Annotated in this window: 22 protein-coding genes; 14 read left to right on the top strand and 8 right to left on the bottom strand. The window is 43.9% G+C overall.

Annotated features, from left to right (window positions below):
* Positions 1-101 precede the first annotated feature (101 nt).
* The gene (locus tag C3B73_RS03985; protein WP_103664349.1) at positions 102-374 is read left to right on the top strand and encodes an HPr family phosphocarrier protein; all 273 of its coding nucleotides are present in this window, start codon (positions 102-104) and stop codon (positions 372-374) included.
* The gene (gene ptsP, locus C3B73_RS03990; RefSeq protein WP_103664350.1) at positions 371-2,098 is read left to right on the top strand and encodes a phosphoenolpyruvate--protein phosphotransferase; all 1,728 of its coding nucleotides are present in this window, start codon (positions 371-373) and stop codon (positions 2,096-2,098) included. Before C3B73_RS03985 ends, ptsP begins: the two co-directional genes overlap by 4 nt.
* A gap of 13 nt (positions 2,099-2,111) precedes the next feature.
* On the opposite strand, the gene C3B73_RS03995 is transcribed toward ptsP, so the two are convergent.
* The 3 genes from C3B73_RS03995 to C3B73_RS04005 are packed head-to-tail and all read right to left on the bottom strand — an operon-like array spanning position 2,112 to position 4,891.
* The gene (locus tag C3B73_RS03995; protein WP_103664406.1) at positions 2,112-2,648 is read right to left on the bottom strand and encodes a superoxide dismutase family protein; all 537 of its coding nucleotides are present in this window, start codon (positions 2,646-2,648) and stop codon (positions 2,112-2,114) included.
* A gap of 55 nt (positions 2,649-2,703) precedes the next feature.
* Positions 2,704-3,972: a 1-acyl-sn-glycerol-3-phosphate acyltransferase gene (locus tag C3B73_RS04000; protein ID WP_103664351.1), complete on the bottom strand. Its 1,269-nt coding sequence runs from the start codon at positions 3,970-3,972 to the stop codon at positions 2,704-2,706.
* Positions 3,965-4,891: a bile acid:sodium symporter family protein gene (locus C3B73_RS04005; RefSeq protein ID WP_103664352.1), complete on the bottom strand. Its 927-nt coding sequence runs from the start codon at positions 4,889-4,891 to the stop codon at positions 3,965-3,967. Before C3B73_RS04005 ends, C3B73_RS04000 begins: the two co-directional genes overlap by 8 nt.
* Before the next feature lie 322 nt (positions 4,892-5,213).
* Here C3B73_RS04005 and C3B73_RS04010 point away from each other — a divergent pair, with 322 nt between their 5' ends.
* Positions 5,214-5,636 (top strand): VOC family protein, encoded by a 423-nt coding sequence (locus C3B73_RS04010; RefSeq protein ID WP_103664353.1) that lies wholly within the window; start codon positions 5,214-5,216, stop codon positions 5,634-5,636.
* A 114-nt stretch (positions 5,637-5,750) separates the two neighbouring features.
* Here the strand turns inward: C3B73_RS04010 and C3B73_RS04015 are convergent, their stop codons facing one another.
* Together C3B73_RS04015 and C3B73_RS04020 are read right to left on the bottom strand one after the other, a co-directional pair.
* Positions 5,751-6,290, bottom strand: coding sequence for a hypothetical protein (locus C3B73_RS04015; RefSeq protein WP_157939419.1), 540 nt, complete (start codon positions 6,288-6,290; stop codon positions 5,751-5,753).
* A gap of 25 nt (positions 6,291-6,315) precedes the next feature.
* On the bottom strand, positions 6,316-8,277 hold the full coding sequence (locus tag C3B73_RS04020) for an ABC-F family ATP-binding cassette domain-containing protein (RefSeq protein ID WP_103664355.1): 1,962 nt from the start codon (positions 8,275-8,277) through the stop codon (positions 6,316-6,318).
* Positions 8,278-8,593: 316 nt separating this feature from the next.
* On the opposite strand from C3B73_RS04020, the gene gldC reads away from it, so the two are divergent.
* Positions 8,594-8,923: a gliding motility protein GldC gene (gene gldC / locus C3B73_RS04025; protein WP_103664356.1), complete on the top strand. Its 330-nt coding sequence runs from the start codon at positions 8,594-8,596 to the stop codon at positions 8,921-8,923.
* Between the two features lie 49 nt (positions 8,924-8,972).
* Here gldC and C3B73_RS04030 read toward each other — a convergent pair whose 3' ends face one another.
* Both C3B73_RS04030 and amrB read right to left on the bottom strand, forming a co-directional pair.
* Entirely contained in the window at positions 8,973-10,316 is a 1,344-nt protein-coding gene (locus tag C3B73_RS04030) for a YfcC family protein (RefSeq protein WP_103664357.1), read from the bottom strand.
* Between the two features lie 72 nt (positions 10,317-10,388).
* Positions 10,389-11,645: an AmmeMemoRadiSam system protein B gene (gene amrB, locus C3B73_RS04035; protein ID WP_103664358.1), complete on the bottom strand. Its 1,257-nt coding sequence runs from the start codon at positions 11,643-11,645 to the stop codon at positions 10,389-10,391.
* Positions 11,646-11,768: 123 nt separating this feature from the next.
* Between amrB and C3B73_RS04040 the strand changes: the two genes are divergently transcribed.
* Positions 11,769-12,329, top strand: coding sequence for a transposase (locus C3B73_RS04040; protein WP_103664359.1), 561 nt, complete (start codon positions 11,769-11,771; stop codon positions 12,327-12,329).
* A gap of 42 nt (positions 12,330-12,371) precedes the next feature.
* Here C3B73_RS04040 and nth read toward each other — a convergent pair whose 3' ends face one another.
* The gene (gene nth, locus C3B73_RS04045) at positions 12,372-13,076 is read right to left on the bottom strand and encodes an endonuclease III (protein WP_103664360.1); all 705 of its coding nucleotides are present in this window, start codon (positions 13,074-13,076) and stop codon (positions 12,372-12,374) included.
* 250 nt (positions 13,077-13,326) lie between these two features.
* Here nth and C3B73_RS04050 point away from each other — a divergent pair, with 250 nt between their 5' ends.
* From C3B73_RS04050 to C3B73_RS04090, 9 genes are all read left to right on the top strand, one after another.
* Complete coding sequence (locus C3B73_RS04050) at positions 13,327-14,784, top strand: glycine--tRNA ligase (protein ID WP_103664361.1); 1,458 nt, start codon at positions 13,327-13,329, stop codon at positions 14,782-14,784.
* 531 nt (positions 14,785-15,315) lie between these two features.
* Complete coding sequence (locus tag C3B73_RS04055) at positions 15,316-15,753, top strand: hypothetical protein (protein WP_103664362.1); 438 nt, start codon at positions 15,316-15,318, stop codon at positions 15,751-15,753.
* A 197-nt stretch (positions 15,754-15,950) separates the two neighbouring features.
* Complete coding sequence (locus tag C3B73_RS04060) at positions 15,951-16,688, top strand: hypothetical protein (protein WP_157939420.1); 738 nt, start codon at positions 15,951-15,953, stop codon at positions 16,686-16,688.
* A gap of 12 nt (positions 16,689-16,700) precedes the next feature.
* A complete protein-coding gene (locus C3B73_RS04065) occupies positions 16,701-18,977 on the top strand; it encodes a TonB-dependent receptor (protein ID WP_103664364.1) in 2,277 nt (758 codons plus the stop codon).
* A gap of 152 nt (positions 18,978-19,129) precedes the next feature.
* Complete coding sequence (gene rpmH, locus C3B73_RS04070) at positions 19,130-19,288, top strand: 50S ribosomal protein L34 (protein WP_103664365.1); 159 nt, start codon at positions 19,130-19,132, stop codon at positions 19,286-19,288.
* Positions 19,266-19,697: a ribonuclease P protein component gene (locus C3B73_RS04075; RefSeq protein ID WP_103664366.1), complete on the top strand. Its 432-nt coding sequence runs from the start codon at positions 19,266-19,268 to the stop codon at positions 19,695-19,697. Before rpmH ends, C3B73_RS04075 begins: the two co-directional genes overlap by 23 nt.
* A gap of 11 nt (positions 19,698-19,708) precedes the next feature.
* Positions 19,709-21,514, top strand: a complete 1,806-nt coding sequence (yidC, locus tag C3B73_RS04080; RefSeq protein WP_103664367.1) for a membrane protein insertase YidC — start codon at positions 19,709-19,711, stop codon at positions 21,512-21,514.
* A 96-nt stretch (positions 21,515-21,610) separates the two neighbouring features.
* Positions 21,611-22,516, top strand: coding sequence for a type I restriction enzyme HsdR N-terminal domain-containing protein (locus C3B73_RS04085; RefSeq protein WP_103664368.1), 906 nt, complete (start codon positions 21,611-21,613; stop codon positions 22,514-22,516).
* A gap of 81 nt (positions 22,517-22,597) precedes the next feature.
* Positions 22,598-23,935, top strand: a complete 1,338-nt coding sequence (locus tag C3B73_RS04090; protein ID WP_103664369.1) for an aminopeptidase P family protein — start codon at positions 22,598-22,600, stop codon at positions 23,933-23,935.
* The last annotated feature ends 47 nt before the right edge of the window (positions 23,936-23,982 follow it).

The following is a 23,982-nucleotide window of genomic DNA, read 5'->3' on the forward strand; positions in this document are numbered from 1 at the left end:
ACTGTTCCTGCAGGGAGCAAGAATTATGCGCAAATATTTAAGGTTCAAAAACTTGGCATGTTGGTAATATTATTTTCATTTTAAGAGACTAAATTTTTGCTATGATCAAAGAAAAAGTAACCATAAAAAATTCTGCGGGACTCCATGCTCGTCCCTCTGCACAGCTGGTTAAGTTAGCCAGTAAGTTCAAATCGGATTTCTATATCCATAGCTATGGATACAGGGTTAACGGGAAAAGTATTTTAGGGGTGATGACCCTGGCGGCAGAGAGTGGAGCTGAGCTTGAGCTTGAACTTGAGGGACCGGACGAGGAGGAAGCTCTGAAAGCCATTAAAGAGGCGATTGAAAATAAATTCGGGATGGATGAGGAATGAGTTTTTCATTCGATGAGAATACTGAGACGACTATAAAAGCCCGGAGTGCGGCTTCTGGGATCTCCATTGGCCCTGCTTTGGTGATCAAAGCAGGTTCACAAAAGATCAGTCCAACTGCTATCACGGAAAGTGAGATCGAGGCCCACAAAGAGAAATTTTGTTCAGCAAGGGCTTCACTGGTTCAGGAATTAGAGAAAATGTCGGGGGGACTTCAGGATAAAAGTACGGCAGAGATCATAGAAGCACAGCAGCAGATCATAGAAGATCCGGAGATTAAGAGAACCGTATTTGAGATCGTTGAAAAGAAACTTCTGAGCGTCGATTTTGCAGTGTATGAAACCTTCAGTTCTTTTATAGAGCAGCTAAAGGAAAGTGGGTCGGAATTGTTTCGGCAACGGATCATAGACCTTGAGGACATCAGAGATCGATATGTTTCAAAAGTTTGTGATCATGCAACCGAGCTAAAGGTTCCCGAAGGGGCAATTCTGGTAGCCAGTAAGATCAGCCCTACCGAACTGGTGAATTATTACGAAGAGGGAGCGGGTGGATTGGTTCTTGAAAAAGGAGGGATCACCTCACATGCCGTTATTATAGCCAAATCACTGGGTATTCCCTGTTTGATCAATGCGGATAAAGCAACCAAGGTAGTATCCTCAAACGAAATGGTAATCCTGGATGCCGACAAAGGGGGGCTGATCCTGGATCCATCTGATGAAGTCCTTAAGGAATATGCTGAAAAGCTGAAAGGAGCGCAGGTTTCTGTAAAAGCCGATCGTGCCGCCGGCTTTGAAACAAAGGATGGGTTTCCATTTAAATTGATGGCCAATGTAGAGTTTGAAGCAGAACTCCCGCGCGTTTCAGAAATGAAGTCACAGGGCATTGGTTTGCTCAGAACCGAGAGTCTTTTGTTTGGTAAAAAGCTCCGAAAGGATGTGGAAGATCAGGAAGCATTTTACACTGCAATGCTGGAAAATTCAGAGGGGCCGGTAACTATTCGGTTATTTGATATTGGGGGAGATAAAAATGCCCGTCGGCCTTATAAAGAAGCCAATCCATTTTTGGGATGGCGGGGAATCCGCTTGTTACTGGATGAAAAAAAATTGCTTCGGTCTCAACTAAAAGCCATTTTGACCATTGCCGGTAAATATACGGGGAGGGTAAAATTGCTGATCCCTATGATCTCTGTGGTCGACGAGATCGATCAGATCCGTGATGAGATCGAGAAAATGCAGGGCGCTTTGTTATCATCCGGAACACCAATTGATGAAGATCTGCCAATCGGAATCATGGTTGAAGTACCGAGTGTGGCGTTGTCAGCTTTTCATTTTGCAAAAAAAGTGGATTTCCTGAGTATCGGATCCAATGACCTGACGCAGTACACGCTGGCGGTTGATCGCGGAAATGAAAAGATACACACCCTGTTTCAGCACTATCATCCCGCTGTATTGAAACTGATTAAGATGACGGTTAAAGGGGCAGAAAAAGCCGGAACCAATGTGAGTGTTTGCGGAGAGCTTGCGGGAGATGAGATAGGAGCCGCTTGCCTGATGGGTTTTGGGATCAATGAGTTAAGTATGGTCCCCAATTCGTTGCCTGCAATTTATGATCTGTTAAGCAGCAGGAACAAAAAAGATTTTGATGAGCTTGCTGAAAAAGCAGTTGATCTGTCATCCTCCGAAGAACTTGAGCAGCTCTTCAGAGAATGGAAAGATCAAACGGCTTAATGGCTTTTCTTAATTACTGAGTCTGGGCAATACCGATCACTCCACAGGCAATACGTCCACCTGCTGCTCCGGTAGGCTGAGAGGTCAGGTCATCTTCGCCGGCGTGAATGATGATACCGCGGCCAAGGATCTCCTCAAGAGAGATCGTTTCGTCAACATAGCTGACAGCAGCTACGCCTTCTTCGTTGGCTTCAATGTTACCCATGTCGCCCATGTGACGCATTTCGTCGGTTGGAGCACCGTGGTCATTTCCGGCAGGATTAAAGTGCCCGCCTGCGCTGGTGCCATCGGCCGCCCGGCAGTCTCCGAACTCATGAATGTGAAAGCCGTGATTTCCTGACTCAAGGCCTGAAAATTCTCCTTCAACACTGACGCCGTTATCAGATTCAGTAAAAGTTACTGAACCCGCAACACCGCTATCGCCAACCGGCATGACGGTGGCTACAAGTTCATCATGGTCAAAGTTTGTGATCTCAACTTCTTTTTCTACCGTTTGAGTGCATCCAACGGTAATTAAAAGTAGTGCAGTAAAAAGACTAGTTAGTTTCATAGGTATGTTTAGGTTTATGATTGATTTCAGGTTCAAAACAGTAAATGTCTGAGCTTCATTCACTTAAAATGGTTTCGCGCAGATCACGGAATATCTTTAACTCTTCCTGAAGCTCTTTATATAAAACAGGATCCTGCTTCAAAAGTTTCTTTTTTGGTGAACCGGTGAAAAGATCCTTGGCCTGCACAAATATAGGAGCTGTGATGAGACTTAATAAGAGGTAGCCCAGGATAAATGGCCAGCCTGCTCCCGTCAGGGTAAGAACGATCGATACAATGCCATAGAAAATTGGGAAAGCGATCAGAGAAAGTAAAAACTTGATGGATGCGTCGAAGGCATGATCCTTGATCACATGATCGATCAAATGCCTCACCGGCTGATACGGAATGAGGTTATTGATAAACGAAAACAAATAGATGGGAGACAGTAAAATATGCTTGATGCTTAGCTTCTCCTGATCAGCGAGGTCTTTTAACTCTACCCCTGCTTTTTCTGCCTTTTTGTTAAGTGCCTTGGCTTTTTCAATGATCGCTTCCGACACATGGGGTTTGGTCTTGGCAATGCGGGCATTGGCAATATCCGGATCAACGGTTTTCATTTCATCCGGTTCAAGATCGTCCCAGAGTATTTTCTGAACATGGTATTCATTCAGATCACCCACATGGAAGACCAGCTTCTTCATAGCCTCAGATACATCGTCTTTCATGGCTTCTACGCCTTCACGCTCATCTTTCAGAAAGAGATCCATGTATTTTTTGACAGGAATCGGCTCTCCGTAATTAACCTGAACCGTGTTGCCCGCCTTTCGGTGCCTTGCATAATTGATGCCTACCGGTACGATCTGAAGGTCCAGATCCCAATCATAGGTTTCTTCGGCTCCAAATGCGATCCGTGTAAAACCTTTACTCAATGGACGGATCCTGCGTTTTAGGTTGTGATTGGCTTCAGCAAAGATCATAACGGTTTCCTTATTCTTGAGGTATCTGATACATTTCTCAAAGATCTCGTTATTCTTTTGAATGGAGCTGAAACCATCCCTGACCCGATAGACCGGTAACATATTTATAGACCATAAGAACTTACCGACGATGTCGGGGTTAAAAGCCTGTGCCCGGGTCAGAAAATAGATGACCGGTTTGGTGGTTATGGCCACATGAAGGGCATCCATGAATGAATTCTGATGGTTGGGGATGTAAAGAATGGGTTTGTCTTTTGGCAGGTTCTCTTTCCCAACCGCTTTGATCTTTTTATAAAAGAATCGGAGTCCATTGCCAACTATTGCATGCCTCCAGAATTGATACCACAAATAATTGTTTCTACGCATTGCTGAAAACGCGGTGTAAAGTTGATTTTCCTACTGACCAATACCACCCAATGCTTAAGCCGGCTACAATATGCCAGATGCCCCACCAGGCCGCAACCAGTGCCATGCCTCCCAGGCCGTCAAAGAAATTGAAAATTAGGAGTAATCCCAATCCGGAATTCTGGATACCGGTCTCGATGGCTATAGATTTTCGGTCTTTTCTGGGAAGCTTGAAAATCACTCCCAATGAGTATCCGCTTGTGAGTGCGATGGCATTGTGTATGAAAACCAGCACGATAACCAGGTGCACATAGCTTATAAAATTCTCGAAGTTCATGCTGAAAGCCACGATCACAAAACCGGCAAAAAATATGATCCCAAAATTCTTGATGTAAGGTGAAATGGTTTGTGACAGTTTATCCTTAAAATGCCTCATGGTCATGCCCAGGATCAGAGGTATCCCAAGTATAAGCACTATGATTCGAAAGACTTCAAACAGGTCGAGGTGAATCTCAGTGAGGATGGCATTGGTTGGACCATACAAACTTGCCCAGAAGGCAAAATTGAAGGGAGTCATAAAGATCGATAACAAGGTGGCAAAGGCCGTCATACTCACCGAAAGTGCGGCATTACCTTTTGCTAACAGGGAAAAAAAGTTTGAAATATTTCCACCCGGACAGGCGGCCACCATCATCATGCCAAGAGCGAAACTTGGATGGGGTTCCATGATGATCACCATCACATAGGTTAAAGCGGGCAGCATAAAGAACTGAGAAGCCAGTCCGATCAGCGTACTTTTTGGATTTTTAGCCACTTTCCTGAAATCATCAACGGTCAGCTCCAGGGCCACACCAAACATGATAATAGCCAGCGAGACATTCATGATATGAAGTCCGCCGCTGTCAAGATTCAATTGTAGCGTATCTATCGATTCGCCCATAGTTCAGTTAATGAAGTAAGTGACTGTGTATGATATTTTTCCAGGTGTGCTCAAGGATACAAAATCTTTTAGATACTCGAATGGGAGATTTTCTGAAGGCCCAATGTTGAAATAAGGCACGCTCATGAGAGGATCCTTCCTTTACTTAAAAGTCATTCCCGCGAAGGCGGGAATCTAAAAATATGGAATGGCAAGAGATTGGCACAAAAATGATACTTTCCAGGACCCAAATCTGTACTACTAACTAACGTCGGTATGTGGTTTCTAATCCCCACATCCATTACTTTTGAGTGAAATTTCAACCCAACACAAACTAAACACCATGAGCGATATCAATCCATTTCATCTTGCATTTCCTGTAAAAGACCTTGATGAAGCTTATAAATTCTATCACGACCTGTTGGGTTGCGAGACCGGTCGAAGTTCAGATTCTTGGATAGACTTTAATATGTGGGGCCATCAGGTGGTAGCGCATTTGAGTCCGGATGAGGCCAAGGAATCGGCCATGAATGCTGTGGATGGAAAAGGGGTGCCGGTTCGTCATTTTGGGGTGATCCTTGAGATGGAAGAGTGGAAAGCTCTTGCGGAAAAACTGGAGAAGGAGGGCATCGAGTTTGTGATCGAGCCTTATATTCGTTTTAAGGGGGAACCGGGAGAGCAAGCGACCATGTTCTTCCTCGATCCAAGTGGAAACGCCCTGGAGTTCAAAGCCTTTGGTGATAAGAGTCAGATCTTCGCAAAGTAGAGCCGGTGGCGACCCGTTCCGACGCAGAGCGTAGGAACGAGGATGGAAGTGATGCAAAGAAATGGATATTAATTTAACCTGACTCGCTCCACACGTTCTGCGTTGGAGCGAAGTTTAAGGTTCACTGGTGGATTCTACCCATTGAAGGTCGCTTTCAACAAGGGTCATGAAAGTTAACAGGTTCTGAGCCTGCCAGTAATCGCGAATCCCATTAATGGGGTCCTGATAAGAGAATGAGTGAGTGTTTTCCCCATCAAACACTTCAAAATTATACACCCGACGGGGCAGGGTACCTGAATCGGGAACCCACTCTTCGATCTCATACTGTGGGCCGATCTCGTAAATATTCAAAAAGTCTACGAACTGCTGAAAATCAGACCAGCTGCTGTCATTGGCTGACACATACTGTTGATTTACCACTTTCTCATTTTCATCATTCAGCGTATAGGTCCTGAAGGTACCTGCCCACACAGAATCCTCCTTCTCAAAATGGAAATAGATCGCCTCATTTATATTCACCTTGATCCACTCCTCTGCTGTATCATCGGTTTGAGCCGTAGATACTGGATCATTCGTTTGCTTAGTTGACGAACAACCGGCTATTGTGATAACCAGTGAGAATAGGATGATAATTGGCGCTAAATATGATTTCATAAAGGTGTACTTAAGAGATGTGGGCTCAGTCATCAAACTCTTGTTCGATCGCTTCAAGGCGTTGCTGATATTCTTCCCATTTCGAATATCGGTCTGTAAGGTCGGCTTTGAGCTGATCATATTCCAATGAGAATTCCTTCACCTTGTCGGCATCATCATAGAAATCAGGCTGAGCCATGGTCTCCTCGATCTCACCTTTGCGGGTTTCCATCTGTTCGATCTCTTTCTCAACCGATTGAATGTTGTCACGTATCGGTTTGGTCCTGCGATTCCGTTCATTGCGTTGCTCTGCTTCTATCCGTCGCTGTTCTTTTCTGGAAAGTTGTGAGTTTTCTTCTTCTGATTGCTGAACCGTTTCTGAGGCAGCGTCCTGTTCTGCTTCTTCTTTCTTTTTGTCGAGATAATAGGAGACGTTACCCAAATAGGTTTTGATATAACCGGGCTGCACATCCAGAACTTTGTTGACAATGGGGTCCAGGAAATCACGATCGTGAGATACGATGAGGCAGGTGCCTTCATATTGCTGAATGGCTTGCTGCAGGATGTTCTTACTGCTCATATCCAGGTGGTTGGTAGGCTCATCAAAGATCAGCAGATTAGCAGGTGATAGCAGCATCTTTGCCAGTGCCAGCCTGCTTTTCTCTCCGCCTGAGAGGACCTTCACTTTCTTAAAAACATCATCGCCCTGAAACAGGAAGCATCCCAGAATGGTCCTTAATTTACTCTCTTTCGCACCAGACCCGGCGTCGTGCATGGATTCGAGTGCGTCTTTTTTTGGATCCAGTTCTTCTGCCTGATGCTGTGCAAAATAATTGACGGTCACGTTATGGCCCACAATGCGTTCGCCATTCTGATAAGGTTCGTTGCCGGCCAGGATACGGATCAATGTGGATTTTCCGGCTCCATTGGGGCCTACTACCGCGATCTTATCGCCTCGTTCGATCTCGTAATCGATCCCATCAAACACCACGTTTTCATCATAGCTTTTATGGAGGTTCTCCAGCTTCATCACCACCTGACCACTTCGTTCAGGTTCCGGAAAACGAAATGAGACCTTACTTTGCTCATCCTCGAGCTCGATCTGTTCCATTTTCTCCAGCTGCTTCACACGACTTTGAACCTGCCGGGCTTTCGAAGCCTTGTAACGGAAGCGATCAATGAACTCCTGGGTTTCCTTGATCTGCTTTTCCTGATTCTTTTTGGCATTCAGGAGCAATTCCCGCTCTTCTTCCCACTTCTTTTCATAAAAGGAGTAGTTACCGGCATAGTCTGAAATATCCCCGCTTCTGAGAGCCAGGGTTCTGTTGGTAATGGTATCCAGAAAGGCCTTATCGTGAGAAACTACCACCACGGCCCCTTCATAACTGTTCAGGAAGTTTTCCATCCACTGTAATGATTCAATATCCAGGTGGTTGGTAGGCTCATCCAGAAGGAGATAGGTGGGGCGGCGGAGTAACAGTTTGGCCAGGGCAATACGCATCAGCCAGCCTCCGCTGAATTCGGAGGTGTTTCGGTGAAAGTCTTCCTCAGTGAACCCAAGTCCCATCAAAACTTTTTCAACCTGAGAACGCAACTCATAGAGGCCGGACGATTCAAGTTCCGTTTGCAGGAGGCCGTAACGCTCCATCAGTTTTTCGTACTCATCACTTTGATGGTCTACCTGTGAGAGTTTTTCCTGAATACCTTTCACTTTCATTTCAAGCTCGAAGAGTTCTGCAAAGGCCGTTTCCACTTCCTCCAGAACCGTCAGTGTGAAATCAGGGTCAACGCCATCCTGCGGGAGGTAACCAAGGGTTTCTTCATTTGCCAGCGAGACCGTTCCTTCATCCGATTCCTGTATCCCCATGATGATTTTAAGCAAAGTGGATTTACCCGCCCCATTTGGGCCCACTAACCCGATCCGCTCACCGGGGTTGATGAAAGTACTGACGCCGTCGAGCAGTTCACGGTCGCCCAGGTGTAATGTGATGTTTTCGAGTGCTAACAAAGTGTGATGACTATCTGAATGAATAGTAAAAGTGAGGGCTGAAAATATGGATTAATTGCTGCGGTATGAAATTAATCCTATGGCTGTTTACCTCTTTTATGCAACGATGGTACGGGTACCCATAAGATCCCCGTTTTCACGGGGATGACGGGGCAGTGGGTGGTTAGTTAACTTTTAGTCTAACATTATCACTTCAACCCCCCCTGGTCATTCCCGCGAAGGCGGGAATCTAAAAGATCATTAATGAATCCCAATTCCTTCACAAATTCAGTTCAGAAAGCCTTAATTTGCAAAGAAATTCAACACAACCGATCTCATGCCAAAAAAAGAAATCAACATTACCGTAGAATTAGACGATCAGAACATCGCATCCAATATTGCCTTCAAGGCCGATGACATGCCTAACGTGGATGCTGTAAATTGCCGTGCCATGCTGCTTTCCTTCTGGGATGCCAAGAACAAGGACACGCTTAAACTGGATCTGTGGACACGCGACATGACCGTTGACGAAATGAAGATCTTCTTCCATCAAACGCTGGTTACCATGGCGAATACCCTTGAAAGTTCCATCGATGACGAACGCATTGCCGGCGACATGCGTGATTTCTGCCACTACTTTGCCGAGAAGATGGAGATCAAAGAGTAAAGGGCTCGAACATCCAGCAAGTAAAATTGCAGGTAAATTGCTTTCCCATCTATAGTCCTATAAAAATGGCGATCGTGATTGAAGTTAGAGAGATGCCCAGAATGATGCCGAATGGCCTCCAGCAGTAAAGAAGCCAGTCTTTGTAGGAAACCCCGGCTGCTGTTAGAATGGCCAGTAAAGCTCCATTGGTTGGCGTGATCATATCCATGATAATACCACCGTACTGATAACACAGGATCATCACTTGCCGAGACATACCAATAAGATCCGATAAAGGGGTAAGAAGTGGCATGGTAAGCACCGCGTGACCTGAGCTGCTTGGTATAGGGATGTGAATGAGAAGATGGGAGATCATCATTCCTACGGCAGATAAATAAACCGGTAGGTCCTGCAGTGGATTGAATAACCCATAAACGATGGTATCTATGATCATCCCATCCTGAAGCACCAGGTAAATACTTCGGGCAAGCCCAACAATAATGGCTGCAAAAGCCATCTCATTGATACCAAAGGCATAGGCTTTGGATGTTTCGTTAAGGCCAAGCTGTCCGATCAGTCCCGCCGCAAACCCGGTTACCAGAAATAGGGCCGACATTTCATTGTAGCCCCAGTCCCAGGTCATGATACCATACACCATAAATGCGAAGGTAAAAAGGATCAGATAAAGGATGATGGCAGAACGGGTTGGTAGTTTTTCAGATGAATCGTCCCCAGTTTTGACCTCATATTCTGAATGTTCATCCTTGCCATTACGGAGCACCCACCAGATCCAGAAAGTAAGGACTATCAGCAGGACGATGATCCTGAACCATGAGCCGCTGAAAGGGGTGACTTCTGAGATCTTCTGAGCGATCAAGACTCCAAACGGATTGATCGGGCTGAAAGCAGCCCCGATAGAGGCACACCCGGCACTGATCGCTATGGCAGAGATCTTGGTATAGCCGAGCCGACCGGCCATGGCAACCAGGAACGGGATCATCGCAATGATCTCCTCGAAGGTATGATTCAAAGCCCCGGCGGTTGCGAATACGATTCCGACCAGGATCATGACGCGGGATTTGGCGTGTTCAAACTTTCGGATCAAAGCCGAAATGCCATCATTAAAGGCTCCGGTTTTATCTACCACGATGAAAGCCCCACCAATAATGAGGATCAATACCACCAGGTCAGCGCCAAAAATGATTCCTTCCGGTACCTTGATAACGGCATCAAAGACCCCGATCGGTTCAGCCTCAACCTGCTTGTAGCTGTTACTGACCACAACCTCACGGCCGGTCTCAGGGTCGGTCACACGGTCGTAACTCCCTGCCGGTATGAGGTGAGTCAGAACGGCAGAAAGGCCGATAAAGAATAACAGGATCGTTAAAGGATGCGGAAAATTGAATTTTTTCATAGTCCGTAGGTAGGTTGGCTCAGAATATCTAATATTCAGTTGGTGAATTAAATTAGAATTTTGAGCTGCGGATCAGCGATATATAATAGAACCAAAACTCACCCCGCTTTCCCGTTCCGATTCATCCCAGAAATCGTAGGTCAGAACGTCACCTTTTAGCTCAGGTTTTATTTTAAGAAAGGCGTAAAGGGGAGGATATCCGCAAATACGATAAGGATCATATTTTTCACTCATCAGATCCAGTAATTGTTGGTGTGAACCGGAAGCCCCATGGCTTAGAAATGAGTCATCAAAGTTTCGGATGTCTTCAAACATCTCTTTAGCCGGTTTATCATCCCCGAATTTTTTACCTACATGGGCCAGGTCGCCACTGATCAGGAAAAAGGTGTCATCATCTTCTGCAAACAGATCAGCCAGTAACCCGGTGAAGTTCTCCACCTGTTGCCCCTGAAATCCATCAGCTTTATAAAAGAGTTCATCCAGTCCGCCAACAAGGATTGGGATCATCGAAAAATCATGATCCCACAGATGCTTGAGGAAGATCAGATGCTGTTCAATACTGTGTTCAACCCGGTGCGCACGATCCCGGAAGGTAACCCCAAATGATTCTTCATCACCGCTGATCAGGTTTGAGATCTGTTCAATAGTTTCCCGATCGGTCTTAACCGTGCCGTTAACCATTTTGAAATCTTTGCCGGAAATCACGAAAGGTCGCTCTTCATAAACGTCCGGATACATACCGGAATAATGCGAGGTAGCCAGCATAACCACGCGTTTTGGTTTCAAGTCTTTAATGGCTGAAAAAGCTTTGACATAGCTGTTCATGCCCACCCGAATATCGATGTGAGGTGCATAAAGGGCTTTTGCGGTTTGAACCGGATCCGCGGTCGGTAATTTGTCAAACGCTTCATTCAGGAAATGGGTCATCTCTTCAGCATCATCCGGGTAGGCCAGACCGGCTGTGATGGATTCATGCACATCCGATCTCTCATAATCTAACTCGGTTTTCTCCGCAAATTCTCTGAAGTAAGGTGAATGGAGCAGGGCATTCCCATCAAGGAATTGAACATACTCCAGGATCTGTTCTTTGGTAACCCCATTGCCCGTGTATTCCATCAGGTCTTCAATACTGCGCTGACCATCAAACAACGAAAATATATTCCGTGCAGAATGCGGAACAGCGAAATCATCCGGTGCATATCCATACTGATCCTGAAAATAGAGAAAGGTCTCCCCGTCTTGTTTGATGGGTATGATCTGCACATCAAACCGAATGGGCGGAATAGGATCGGTGTAAGATGAAAAAATGGAATCAGGTTTATCAGTCACAGTAGAAAATAATTTGTAAGGAGTTGATTTTTGGAGGCTCTAACTAATGGGGTGAAATCTTTATACGTAGGGGTAATTCATGAATTCCCCCTACGTATAAAGATATAGCTTAAGCCAGAAATCATGGGAACATATAAGCCAAAGAATAACCGAAAATCAATTCGTCTTCAATGTTATGATTATTCATCGCCGGGCTATTATTTCGTAACAATATGCACAATAAATAGGGAATCTATTTTTGGTGAAATAGACGATGGTAGAATGGTATTGAATGAATTTGGAAAAATAGCTAATAAGTATTGGTTGAGGATGCCAATAAACTATGATTACATTCGCATAAAGGCATATGTAATAATGCCAAATCATGTTCACGGAATTATACAGATAATGAAAAATCATAACCCAGCCGTAGGGGCAATTCATGAATTGCCCCTACGGCTGGGTTATATGGACCAGGAGACCTACAGAAAAAAAAGACGATTAATGTATTTACCTAAAATAATTGGGTGGTATAAAATGAATGTATCAAGAGAGATTAATAGTAGGAGAGGTTCAATTGGTAAAAATTGCTGGCAACGAAATTACCATGAACATATCATTCGAGATCAAAGATCTTTAAATAAGATCACGGAATACATTGAAATGAATCCGAAATTATGGGAAAAGGATAAGTATTTTCATTAGTTCACGTAGGGGTAATTCATGAATTTCCCCTACGTGAACTGGTCATTCATCTTCCCGCATTTTCTGGCATTCACAATTAATGCCATAATTTTTGCACAAAGGATGATCCGGTGCTTCTGAAATCCGGGCTTTGCAGGGACCACGTCCGTGGTGGATCATCAGGTGTGACAGATCTGTCCAGCTTTCGCGGGGGAATAAGGCCATCAGGTCCTTTTCAATTTTATTGGTGTTCTTTTTTTCTTTGGTGAGGCCGAAGCGATTTGAAAATCTCTTGACGTGCGTATCTACGACTACGCCTACATTAATTCCAAATGCATTTCCCAGGACCACGTTAGCGGTTTTGCGGGCGGCTCCACGAAGTTTCAGCAGGTCGTTCATATTCTGTGGGACTTTCCCGTCAAATTCCTCTACCAAAATTTGGGAGGTTTCTTTTAGAGATTTCGCTTTGTTGCGATAAAAGCCGGTGGATCTTACCAATTCTTCCAACTCCTCCAGGGGAGCATCCTTCATTAGCTCAGGGGTGGGGTAGGTTTCGAAGAGAGCCGGAGTGGTTTTGTTGACTCTCACATCCGTGCACTGTGCACTCAAAATAGTAGCGATCAAAAGCTCAAAAGGGTTTCGGTGATCAAGCTCACAATGTGGGTTGGGGTAATACTTATAAAGCTCACTCAGGATCTCAAGTGCCCGCTCTTTTTGGGCTTTGGTTTTTCTTGGAAGCTTTGGGAGTTTATTTTTGTCTTTTGGCATTTCAGTGATCAGTTAGCAGGAAACAGTTATCAGTAGGTTTGAAGGTATGATTTTGTGAGTAGATACGCATATTGGTTTATGGTTCGATTTTAAATATTAAACCACTCACCACTCATTTAACATGTAAAACTACCTCACTTAAAATTAAAGAGAAGTTGTGGCAGATTAACCTGGGCATACACTGAATATTCAATATTCATTTCCGTATCTTTGGCGCTCAACGAATTTTTGAAACTGTAAAATCACACACATGTCGAATTTGGACAATCTGGATAAAATTGTATCGCTGGCTAAAGCGCGGGGTTTCATCTTTCAATCATCAGAGATCTATGGCGGACTTAGTGCCGTGTACGATTACGGACCCCTCGGTGTAGAGCTCAAACGAAATATCCGTGATGCCTGGTGGAAAGAGATGACCCGCCGCCACGATAATATAGTCGGGATCGACGCGGCTATTTTCATGCATCCGAAAGTATGGGAAGCCAGTGGTCACGTAGGTGGATTTAACGATCCGATGATCGATGACAAGCAGTCCAAAAAACGCTACCGTGCGGATATGATCATCGAGCAGCATATTGAAAAGCTGCGTAAAGATGAGAAGCATGAAGAAGCAAACGCTATTCAGGAAAAGCTGGATACCTGCGGTTCACGTAAAAGTCTGACAGAAGATCTGTATGAGATCATCATGGAAAATGAGATCCGTGCCCCTGAATCCGGTGCTTTTGACTGGACCGAAGTGCGACAGTTCAACCTGATGTTCAAGACACAATTTGGCTCTACTTCTACCGAAGAAGACGGTGTTTATTTGCGACCTGAAACGGCTCAGGGTATTTTTGTGAATTATAAGAACGTGCTTGATACCGCTCGTGTTCAGGTTCCTTTTGGGATCGCTCAAACCGGTAAAGCCTTTCGTAATGAAGTAGTGGCTCGACAGTTTGTATTCCGAATGCGGGAATTTGAGCAAATGGAAATGCAATATTTTGTGAAGCCCGGAACGGATGAAGCCGAGTATGAGAAGTGGCTGGAAAAACGTCTTGAGTGGCATAAAATGATGGGGATCCGTGAGGAGAACTTACGAACGGCTCCACATCCTGAGGACAAACTGGCTCACTATGCACGAGCTGCTGCCGATATTCAGTACAAATATCCCATCGGCTGGCAGGAAGTGGAAGGTATCCACAACCGAACAGATTTTGACCTGACTCAGCACGCTGAATTCTCCGGGAAAAAACTGGACTACTATGATCAGAAGAATCAGGAACGTTTTGTGCCTTATGTGATCGAAACTTCAGTAGGTCTTGATCGACTTACCCTGATGGTTCTTTGTGATGCCTACCGTGAGGAAGAAGTAGATGGCGATACCCGTACCGTTCTGAAAATGAATCCGAAACTGGCTCCCGTCCAGGTTGGTATCTTCCCGCTCATCAAAAAAGACAAGCTGCAGGATCTGGCACACAAAATTGAAGCCGATCTGCGAGAGGAATTTTCGGTGATGTATGATGAATCCGGATCAATCGGTAAACGATACCGTAGATTAGATGAAGCAGGTACTCCATTTTGCGTGACTGTAGACTTTGACGGAGTGGAATCAGAAGGGGAGGATACGGTGACCATTCGCTACCGTGATGATATGAGTCAGGAAAGAATTCCGGTGTCTAAGATCGCGAATGTGATCAGGGACGGAATGAAGAACTGGAAGCCTGAGTAGCTTTTGAGCTTTATTTAAAGGTATTCAAGGCAGGCCACCACGGTCTGCCTTTTTTTATAGTTTAAAATTTGCGGTATTTAACCAAACAAAATGGAATTTATTTTTACTGTCCATCTCATCTCAAATTCTGCAAATTCTTTTTTTATAGGTTATACTGAAAAGAGGGGTAAATGATCAGTGTAAATTAATATTAGTTAGATACAAGAAAGATGAAAACGAAACAGTAATTGCAACAGTTAATTCTATCGATAAATAAATTTCACCTTCACCAAAAAAACTCAGAGTTAGAAAGTTTTGTCGTATTGGCCCTGAGTTTAATTTAGTTTTGAACCATGAGAATTTAGAAACCGGAATAAGTAAAACACTTAACATAACGAGCCACCTAACTGTGGACGCGGACGTGCAGATGTATAATTTTCAATAAAAACATATGCTTTTATGTAACATATTATAATCGAGACCCTCAGTTCTATAGATTAAGAGAGAGGTATATCAATTCAGTGTATTTAAACCACAACTAAATTCAAAAAAATGAAAACACTAAATAAACTATCACCTATTTTATTAAGTACATTCATTGTTTTAGTATCGCTTGGTTCCTCTATCTACAATGAATATAACAGCGAGACAAATATCAAAATATCTACATTTACACTCAGTGGATCAATAACAAATGGAAGCCCTGACCTTTCATGGAACTCGGTGCCAAACGCTGACGAGTATGTTGTAAATAGATATCCAGTATCTGCAACTGGATATTATGATGATTCATTTGAAGTTATATCGACAACTAATTTTATTGATCAAGATGTCGAAGTTACTGAACAAACAGGTGGTTTCTGTAGAATACGATACAGAGTCTCTGCTTTAGACGAAAATGAAACATTAATAGAAACAAGCAACACTATTGATTTTATTACAACACCAAATTCAGAAGTATTTGAGACAGGTTTATGTAGAGAACCTTAATTATATTTTATTTTTCATTAATTAAATTCAGAGTCACTAAGATTTATTCTACTGACTCTGAATATATTTAGTTTTAAATCATGGTAAATTTTTTTATAAAATATAAAATTTTATTAGCCATTCTTGTAATATACTCCTGTGACAATTCCGTAGAACCATTGGACACCGACACCGGCATCTACTCAGTGTACGGTGCGATGGATCTGAACAAAGATGTAAACTACATCCGCATTCGGGATTTGAACGCTCCCTTTACCGCCGAAGCCACCGAAACTATTGATGCTACCGTTTTTTTTGAGAATTTAGAAACCGGTATGATAGAAACTTTGGAAGGAATTCAACAAGAATACGAGGGTATCTACCAGTATAATTTTGTATTGGACCAGCCGCTTCAGCCGGATACCGATTACCGCCTTGTAGTTGAACGCTCGGATGGCGCCGCTGTACAGATCCCAATAACAACGCCTACTAAACCAACACCGCAAGTTTCGCCCCTAAATCAAAATTGTTTTATTCCCATCGACTTTGAGTTAGAACCGGTAAAAGGAAGTACCATTGCCTTACGTGTAGGTTTTCCCCGAGAGGATTACGATGATAGTGTAACTTGGGAAGACTATGAATGGAGATGGAGCAGTACACATGTTTTAGAACCAGAGAATGATTCTTCATCCCAAAAGATTACGTTTACTTTTATTCCGCATGAACAGGTAAATGACGCTTTTATCGCCAATAACCCCACTCGTTATTGCTGGGATTATCTATTCAAAGGAGCAATATACATTAGTTATGAACATTACAGCCCTGGTTTTTATGAGCAAACCTTAGTGGATTCCTTCGATATTTTTGGAAGTACGCAACGCTTAGGAGCTCTCTATTCAGATACCGTTGCCATCCCGGTGGATACCTCAGAAGTATGTACACCGGATTGTTTTTAACCTTTACTCCTCATGAAAAAACCAGTACCGGTTCAATATCTAAGCTTTTTCATTGGCGTAATTACGCTGGCCTTTGGAAGTTTTTTCCAGGCCACCGCCCAGGATGGCCTGCTCCGCATTGTAGTCCTTTCTGAAGAAGACGGCAGCCCGATGGTGGGTGCCAATGTCCTCATCTATCACCCCGAAGACGAGAATGAACTGCTTTACAATTGCGTGACCAATCCCACCGGTTTTTGCGAAATCCGTGACATCACACCGAATACCGAGTTAGAACTTCAGATATCCTATGTTGGATTTGTCGATTATGCTGAACAATTTTTTCTGGAACCAAACGAAAGAAGAACGATTCGAATAGAGCTTACGACGGAGGTAGCCACTTTAAAAGATGAGGCAGTTGTGATCGGAGGTCGTTTGGTTACCACGGGAAGAGCTGGCGTGCAGAGGGTTAGTTTTGATGATATTGCGCGAATTCCAACACCGGGCGTGGATGGTGATCTGGTTTCATTTCTGCAAACTGAACCGGGAATAGTTACCACTGGGGATCGTGGCGGAGATCTATACATCAGAGGGGGAAGACCGGATCAAAATCTTGTTCTGGTGGATAACCTTCCCGTAGTTAAGCCCTTCCATGTTTCAAATCTGTTCTCTGCATTTTCAGAAGAGGTCATTCAAAACGCAGATGTTTATGCCGGTGGTTATGGTGCTGAATTATCCAATGCAATGTCTGCGGTGATAGATATCAGCCTCAGGCCTGGAAATTTGCGACAGTATGCCGCAAGCGGTGCCATAAGTCCTTATCTGATGAGCTTTCATGCTGAAGGTCCGATTGTAAGAGACCGACAGTCATTTTTAGTGATGGGCAGGCGATCAACAATTGAAAGTGTAGCCCCAACCCTTATCAACGAGGAGGTTCCCCTTAATTTCGGTGATTTTATAGCACGTTACACAATACAGCTTGATAACATTAGCTGCAACGTAACCGGATTATATACAAAAGACAGCGGAGAAGTTGTACCAACACGACAGATCCGCAGTGAGTGGAACAATACTGTTTTCGGTGCGAGATGCCTGGCGTACGATACCGGGTTGAAGTATCCAATTGAGATTTGGGCGGGTTACTCCGGTTATAACAATTCAGAGCGATCTGACATTGAACAAGAACGGTACTCAAGTTTAGATCAGTTTTATTTGAATGCGGGATTGAGAGAACAGATTGGTGACGTTTCTATCAACTATGGGTTTGGAGTGAATTTCAGGTTTTATGATGTGTTGCTGAGTGAAAAATTTGCTGAAATCAGATCGGTAAATCGGATCATCCCGATCCTGAATTTGTACTTTTCAGGAAACTGGGAGGTCAGCGAAAAATTTGAGGTCCAACCGGGATTATCAACTCAGGTTTCTTTGGACCATGCAGGAGGATTAGAGCCCCGCCTCAGGATGGCATGGAAACCCGATGGTACCGGGCAGCAGGAACTCAGTATTGCGGCCGGCAAGTATGTGCAAATGTTTTCCGGCATAAGTGATCAAAGGGATATTGGAGCTGTGTTTACTGTGCTTCAGCCCATTAAGCTGGCAGATAAAATTCCATATTCTTATCACGGAATAATGAGTTACGAGCAGAGATTAGGAAATTCCATACAGATAAATGTTGAAGCTTATGCCAAAACGTATGAAAATGTACCTGTTTCAAAATGGACACCTGAAGCAAGAATAAGTATTGAAACAGCTAATGCTAAGGGTTTGGCATATGGGTTTGATGGGCGTTTTCAGGTTCAAAGGGGTGGATTCATTAGTTCAGTAGGGTATGGCTGGTCGACCATAAGTTATGAAGCAACTTCCGGGGATCTGGGTGCCTGGATCGTGGAACCGGTCTTTGAATTTTCACCTGCCCATGATCAACGCCATAAATTAAATGCTGTACTCGGGTATGAGTTTTTTGGTTTCGAGACAAATGTACGATGGGAGTTTGGCACTGGTAAACCCTATACGCAGATATTTGGGTATGACTTTGCCGTTGACGTTCCAAGAGAAAATCCTGAAGTTGATCCCGGTACGGCACGCACATTATACAGTCGGCCATTTGGAGAACGACTTCCCTATTACCATCGGTTGGATTTTTCAATTGGAAGAGAGTTTATGGTTGGCAGAAGCTGGGGATTACAAACTGAAACGGGGGTTATAAACACATACAACAGAAAAAATGTCTACAATCTCGACATCAATACACTTCAGCGGGTAGATCAAACACCATTATTCCCATATCTGTCTGTGAAGCTTAGTCGTATGTAACCAACATACAAATATGAAGATAGAGCACAGTTTGTAAGGTATTTTAAAGAATAGGGTTTTAATACAAATAATAGTTCTGTTTTTTCTGAGATTCTGTTTATATTTATAGCCTTTTTCGGATAAGAAATTGAACGCATAAAATATCCTGATTCATGAAACGCACGTACCAACCAAGTAACAAGAAGCGCAAGAACAAGCACGGTTTTCGCGAAAGAATGTCAAGCAAGAATGGCCGTAAGACCATTGCGAGTCGTCGCAAGAAAGGTCGTCATAAGCTGACTGTAAGTGATGAGAGAAAAGGAGCCAAGTAAGGTTACATATTCTCCTGGTCACAGATTTACGCTGCCTAAATCTCAAATTCTTAGTGGCAGGCGAAATTTTGAGGAACTCTTTAGCGGTTCCTCATTCATCTCCAACCCGGCGGTGAGTATTCGTTATTCAGTCTCCCCCGGCGCCGACAACCATTACTATGTCGGATTTATATCCCCAAAAAAGATCGGTAATGCGGTAGAACGAAACAGAGCAAAACGTTTTATGAGAGAAGCCTACCGATTGAATCAATACATCATTAGAGACTTACCGGAGTTGTCTGAACTGCGGCTGAAATTCGCTTTTCTTGCCCGACACTCTGATCTCACCTTCGAATCTGTTCAGAAAGATGTAATTTCCGGATTGGAAAAACTCCGTGAACGGATCTTGTCAACTCATACAACATTCTAAACCCTATACTTTTGGATAAGAATACAGCAACCGGATTTTTTTTAATTTTCTTGCTTATGCTCGGGTGGTTCTATTTTACCATGCCAAGCGAGGAAGAACTAGCTCAGCAACGCAGAGAACAAGCTGTTCAGGATAGTCTTGCACAGATAGAACAAACCATGCAAGATACGGTTGGTGAGACTGAAACAACACAGGAGCAGGAGAGACAAACCCGCCCTGAGCCTTCTATCAGTGAAGAAACTGATGAGGTTGAACAGGTACAGGGTTTATTTTCTACAAGTCCCGTAACGGAAGAATCTGAAATAAAAGTTAGTACCCCGCTTTACACGGCAACCTTCACAAACAGGGGAGCCGGACCTAATTCATTTATCCTGAAAGAATATGACACCTGGGATGGTCGCCCAGTGCAGTTGATCGCCGATACCCTGCGTTCAGCCTATAATATCGGGTTCCTTTCCACTGAAAATTACAACGTTGAGACACAGAACCTGTTATTTGAACAGGTAACCCCTGGAAATTCCATAAACGTTGGGGAAGGAGAACAGCGTGAGATTCGCTACGAAATGGATCTGGGAGAAGGAAGAAAATTAGCACTCACCTATCTGTTAAATGGTAACAGTTATGAAGTGGATGTGGATATCCAGTTTATTGGTTTGACGGATTATGTGATCGGGCAAAGTGTTGATTTCGGTTGGACATCTCCCCTTAGATTTACAGAAAAAGATCATACTCAGGATGCCCTTGCCACTTCTGCTTACACCTATGCCGGTGGCGAACTTGAACAGTTCAAGCTGGATGAACCAGGCAGGGAAGAATCTACCATAAACGGTAATATTGACTGGGTGGCTACCAAAACGAAATTTTTTACTCAGCTTATTAAGCCACTTACCCCAACTGATGCCGCTGTGATGACAGCAGAGGTAACCGGTGAGGCAGATAATCAAAATACGGAACACCGATACACATCATCTATTCGCTCTGACCTGGATCAGGAGGGTGCTGCTTCTTACCGTTTGTATGTAGGGCCTATGAAATATCGTGAGATCGTTCAGGTTGATGAACATGCCTATGATATGGTTGATGTGGGTTGGAGCTGGCTCAGATGGTTCTCTGATCCGTTTGTTCGCTGGCTGGTTATCCCGTTCTTCGAATTCCTGAATGGTTTTATTTCGAACTTTGGGGTGATCATCATCGTATTTGCTTCACTCGTTAAACTGGTACTGTCGCCGCTGACTTACAAGAGTTATAAGAGTATGGCTGCCATGAGTGAGCTTCAGCCTCAGATGAAGGAGATACAGGAGAAGTACAAAGACAATCCGCAGAAGCAGCAAAAAGCAACGATGGATCTGTATCGTAAAAACAAAGTAAACCCGCTTGGCGGTTGTTTACCTAACCTGCTTCAGTTCCCGATCCTGATCACGCTTTGGAGATATTTCCAGAATTCCATTCTGATCCGTCAGGAAGAATTCCTGTGGGCGGCTGACCTTTCAGCACCTGATTACATTTTGAGCCTGCCATTTGAGATCCCTTTCCTCGGCGACCAAATTGCCGGATTTGTACTACTGATGACGGCAGCCATGATGGTTCAAAGTAAGCTGACCGGTGGTATGAGTGGCGGTGGCGGAAGCAGCCCAATGGCCGGACAAATGAAAATGCTTCAATATGTATTCCCGGTGATGCTTCTGTTCATCTTCAACAATTTTGCAGCCGGTTTGAGTTTGTATTACCTGATCTTCAACGTACTGTCGATCATTCAGCAGGTTCTTATCAAAAGAAAACTGCACGGTGAGAAAGAAGGAGAGGCAGCTGCAGCCTGATAGCAGCTGGGAATAAACAGATAAGGAAATAGGTACAATTAAAACCTTTATTCCTTATCTACTTATTCCTCTAACCCCCTAAAATACCAATAGTCATTGCTCAGTAAAGCTCTCGGAAAATATCCTGAATATAGATTTAAAAGCGGCGAGAAACGCCTTTGGAATCCTATTCAGAAAAAAACCTTCGCTGACCTTCCTGAGGAACGGGTTCGTTTAGCTTTAGTAGAATATCTAACCGGAGATCTGGGCTTTTCATCATCACGCATTTCATGTGAGAGTCCCGTAAAACTTCAGGCAGATAAAACTCGATCCAGGACAGATCTTATATACTATGATCAGGATTTTAAACCTGAGCTACTGATCGAGTGCAAAGCACCGAGTGTGAAGCTGACAGAAAAAGCTTCTATACAGATCGCACGATATAATGAGAAAGTGAATGCTCGATATCTTTTGATCAGTAATGGGTTGGTCGATCATTGGTTTAAGAATGGAGCCGATGGCGTTAAAACATTGGCCTGGTTGCCGGACACCTACGAACAACATAACCTAACATCCAGGGATATGGAATATTGGGAGCGTAGAGGGTTCATTGGGGAGAAAACGGATCAGGAGACGAAGCAAATATTGACAATATATAACGAGGAATTATTCAGCGATCCGGTTCAACCCATCAAATACCTGGATTTTGAGGGGTATCCTGAGGCGTATGCCCTGAATCATTTTTACAGGATCTTCGGTATCGATCAACAGACCAAGGTTGCCATCAGTATGTCTTCCAATTATGCTGGATCCACCAGATTCAACGCGATACTGAATGTGAAGGGTGCAAATATTGCATTTGTAAGTTCGGAGTTGGCGGAGATGAAGTTTCTGGAAGGAGTGGTTCACTCGGGTAAAGGTGAGAATACCTTAGACCTGAACGAGGTCATAAACCTGCAAGAATCTCCCAATCTGAAAGACAGAGCTGTCGATCTGAGTAAATTACTGATCAGCTATTCTTAGTCAGGCAGTCGATATTAGTCGGCTATTTCATTATTCTTGAGGGGTAAAAAGACTATAAAACATTTACTTCAAAAGAATCCAATGATGCATCAGAAACACCGCGAAAAACTATTTTCATTATTTGATGACGGACAGAATGGAGCCGTTTTTATTCAGGGATCAGAGATCCTGTATCGCAACGAAACCGATTATGAATATCCGTTTCGGCAGGAATCGAATTTCTGGTATCTGACCGGTGTAAATGAGCCCGACTGTGCATTGATCCTGGATCTGAAAACAGAAGAGTACCACCTGTTTGTACCAAAACGGGATGCACAGTATGCGGTGTGGCATGGATATGTGAAATCGCAGGAAGCCTGGAAAGAGCAGTATAAACCGGATCATATTCATTACACCAACGAGATCCTTACGGTGATGAATAAGATCAAGCCCGAGAAAGTTTACTGCCTGAACGATCTGGATGCTGAATTGATAGAAGATCTGGACCGTGGGTTTGAGGCCGATATCGAAACTCTGCTGGATGCCCTTACATACTGCCGTGTGATCAAAACCGATGAAGAGCTGGATTACATGCGGAAGTCAGCGGCCATCAATAACCTGGCCCACACTGAGGTGATGAAAGCGATTAAGCCGGGCATGTATGAATATGAGTTGAAGGCCTTGTTTACGAAGATACAGTATGAAAACGGGCTTCAACAGGATGCCTACAACGGTATTTTTGCCGGGGGTAAAAACAGTGCCATTCTTCATTATGTAGAGAATACTAGTCAGATCAAAGACGGAGATCTTTTTCTGCTGGATGCCGGGCATGAATACGAAGGTTATGCCTCAGATATTACGCGAACGTATCCGGTAAACGGAAAATTTACGGATCTGCAGGCCGGAGTTTATGATGCCGTATTGAATGCACTCAATTCCTCCATCGACCAAATTAAAATGGGTGTGAAGATGGAAGACCTTCACTTGCATGCGGCACGAACCATCATGGAAGGATTGAAAGATGCCGGTGTTGTGAAAGGCTCTGTGGATGACATGATGGAGAATGATATTTTTGCTTTATTCTTCCCGCACGGACTTGGTCATTTTCTTGGCCTTGATACTCATGATGTTGGTGGTTATCCAAAAGGGGTGGATCGCATTGATCGTCCTGGTATTAAATTCCTTAGGGTCCGTCGTGACCTGCAGCCGGGAATGGTAGTGACCATTGAGCCCGGAGCCTATTTTGTACCCGCATTGCTGGTGCCTGCTTTAGAGGATGACACTCAAAAGCAGTTCCTTAATGCTGAAAAACTAACCAACATGTTTGAGTTTGGTGGTATCAGGATCGAGGATAATGTAGTGGTAACAGAAGATGGTTGCGAGAACCTGACGGATGTCCCTAAAGAAAGATCTGAGATCGAAAAACTTATCAGAGGTTAAAAATAGGCAGGACTGAATTCTGTAGTAATTAGAATGGATCAGTCATT

Origin of the sequence: Gracilimonas amylolytica (genome assembly GCF_002911695.1) — a bacterium.
Taxonomy (GTDB): Bacteria; Bacteroidota; Rhodothermia; order Balneolales; family Balneolaceae; genus Gracilimonas; species Gracilimonas amylolytica.

What these genes read in the sequence shown, in the direction of transcription:
- C3B73_RS03985 (WP_103664349.1), top strand. Translation starts at nt 102, where the DNA reads ATGATCAAAGAAAAAGTAACCATAAAAAATTCTGCGGGACTCCATGCT.
- ptsP (WP_103664350.1), top strand. Translation starts at nt 371, where the DNA reads ATGAGTTTTTCATTCGATGAGAATACTGAGACGACTATAAAAGCCCGG.
- C3B73_RS03995 (WP_103664406.1), bottom strand. Translation starts at nt 2,648, where the DNA reads ATGAAACTAACTAGTCTTTTTACTGCACTACTTTTAATTACCGTTGGA.
- C3B73_RS04000 (WP_103664351.1), bottom strand. Translation starts at nt 3,972, where the DNA reads ATGCGTAGAAACAATTATTTGTGGTATCAATTCTGGAGGCATGCAATA.
- C3B73_RS04005 (WP_103664352.1), bottom strand. Translation starts at nt 4,891, where the DNA reads ATGGGCGAATCGATAGATACGCTACAATTGAATCTTGACAGCGGCGGA.
- C3B73_RS04010 (WP_103664353.1), top strand. Translation starts at nt 5,214, where the DNA reads ATGAGCGATATCAATCCATTTCATCTTGCATTTCCTGTAAAAGACCTT.
- C3B73_RS04015 (WP_157939419.1), bottom strand. Translation starts at nt 6,290, where the DNA reads ATGAAATCATATTTAGCGCCAATTATCATCCTATTCTCACTGGTTATC.
- gldC (WP_103664356.1), top strand. Translation starts at nt 8,594, where the DNA reads ATGCCAAAAAAAGAAATCAACATTACCGTAGAATTAGACGATCAGAAC.
- C3B73_RS04030 (WP_103664357.1), bottom strand. Translation starts at nt 10,316, where the DNA reads ATGAAAAAATTCAATTTTCCGCATCCTTTAACGATCCTGTTATTCTTT.
- C3B73_RS04040 (WP_103664359.1), top strand. Translation starts at nt 11,769, where the DNA reads ATGGGAACATATAAGCCAAAGAATAACCGAAAATCAATTCGTCTTCAA.
- nth (WP_103664360.1), bottom strand. Translation starts at nt 13,076, where the DNA reads ATGCCAAAAGACAAAAATAAACTCCCAAAGCTTCCAAGAAAAACCAAA.
- C3B73_RS04050 (WP_103664361.1), top strand. Translation starts at nt 13,327, where the DNA reads ATGTCGAATTTGGACAATCTGGATAAAATTGTATCGCTGGCTAAAGCG.
- C3B73_RS04055 (WP_103664362.1), top strand. Translation starts at nt 15,316, where the DNA reads ATGAAAACACTAAATAAACTATCACCTATTTTATTAAGTACATTCATT.
- C3B73_RS04060 (WP_157939420.1), top strand. Translation starts at nt 15,951, where the DNA reads ATGGATCTGAACAAAGATGTAAACTACATCCGCATTCGGGATTTGAAC.
- C3B73_RS04065 (WP_103664364.1), top strand. Translation starts at nt 16,701, where the DNA reads ATGAAAAAACCAGTACCGGTTCAATATCTAAGCTTTTTCATTGGCGTA.
- rpmH (WP_103664365.1), top strand. Translation starts at nt 19,130, where the DNA reads ATGAAACGCACGTACCAACCAAGTAACAAGAAGCGCAAGAACAAGCAC.
- C3B73_RS04075 (WP_103664366.1), top strand. Translation starts at nt 19,266, where the DNA reads ATGAGAGAAAAGGAGCCAAGTAAGGTTACATATTCTCCTGGTCACAGA.
- C3B73_RS04090 (WP_103664369.1), top strand. Translation starts at nt 22,598, where the DNA reads ATGATGCATCAGAAACACCGCGAAAAACTATTTTCATTATTTGATGAC.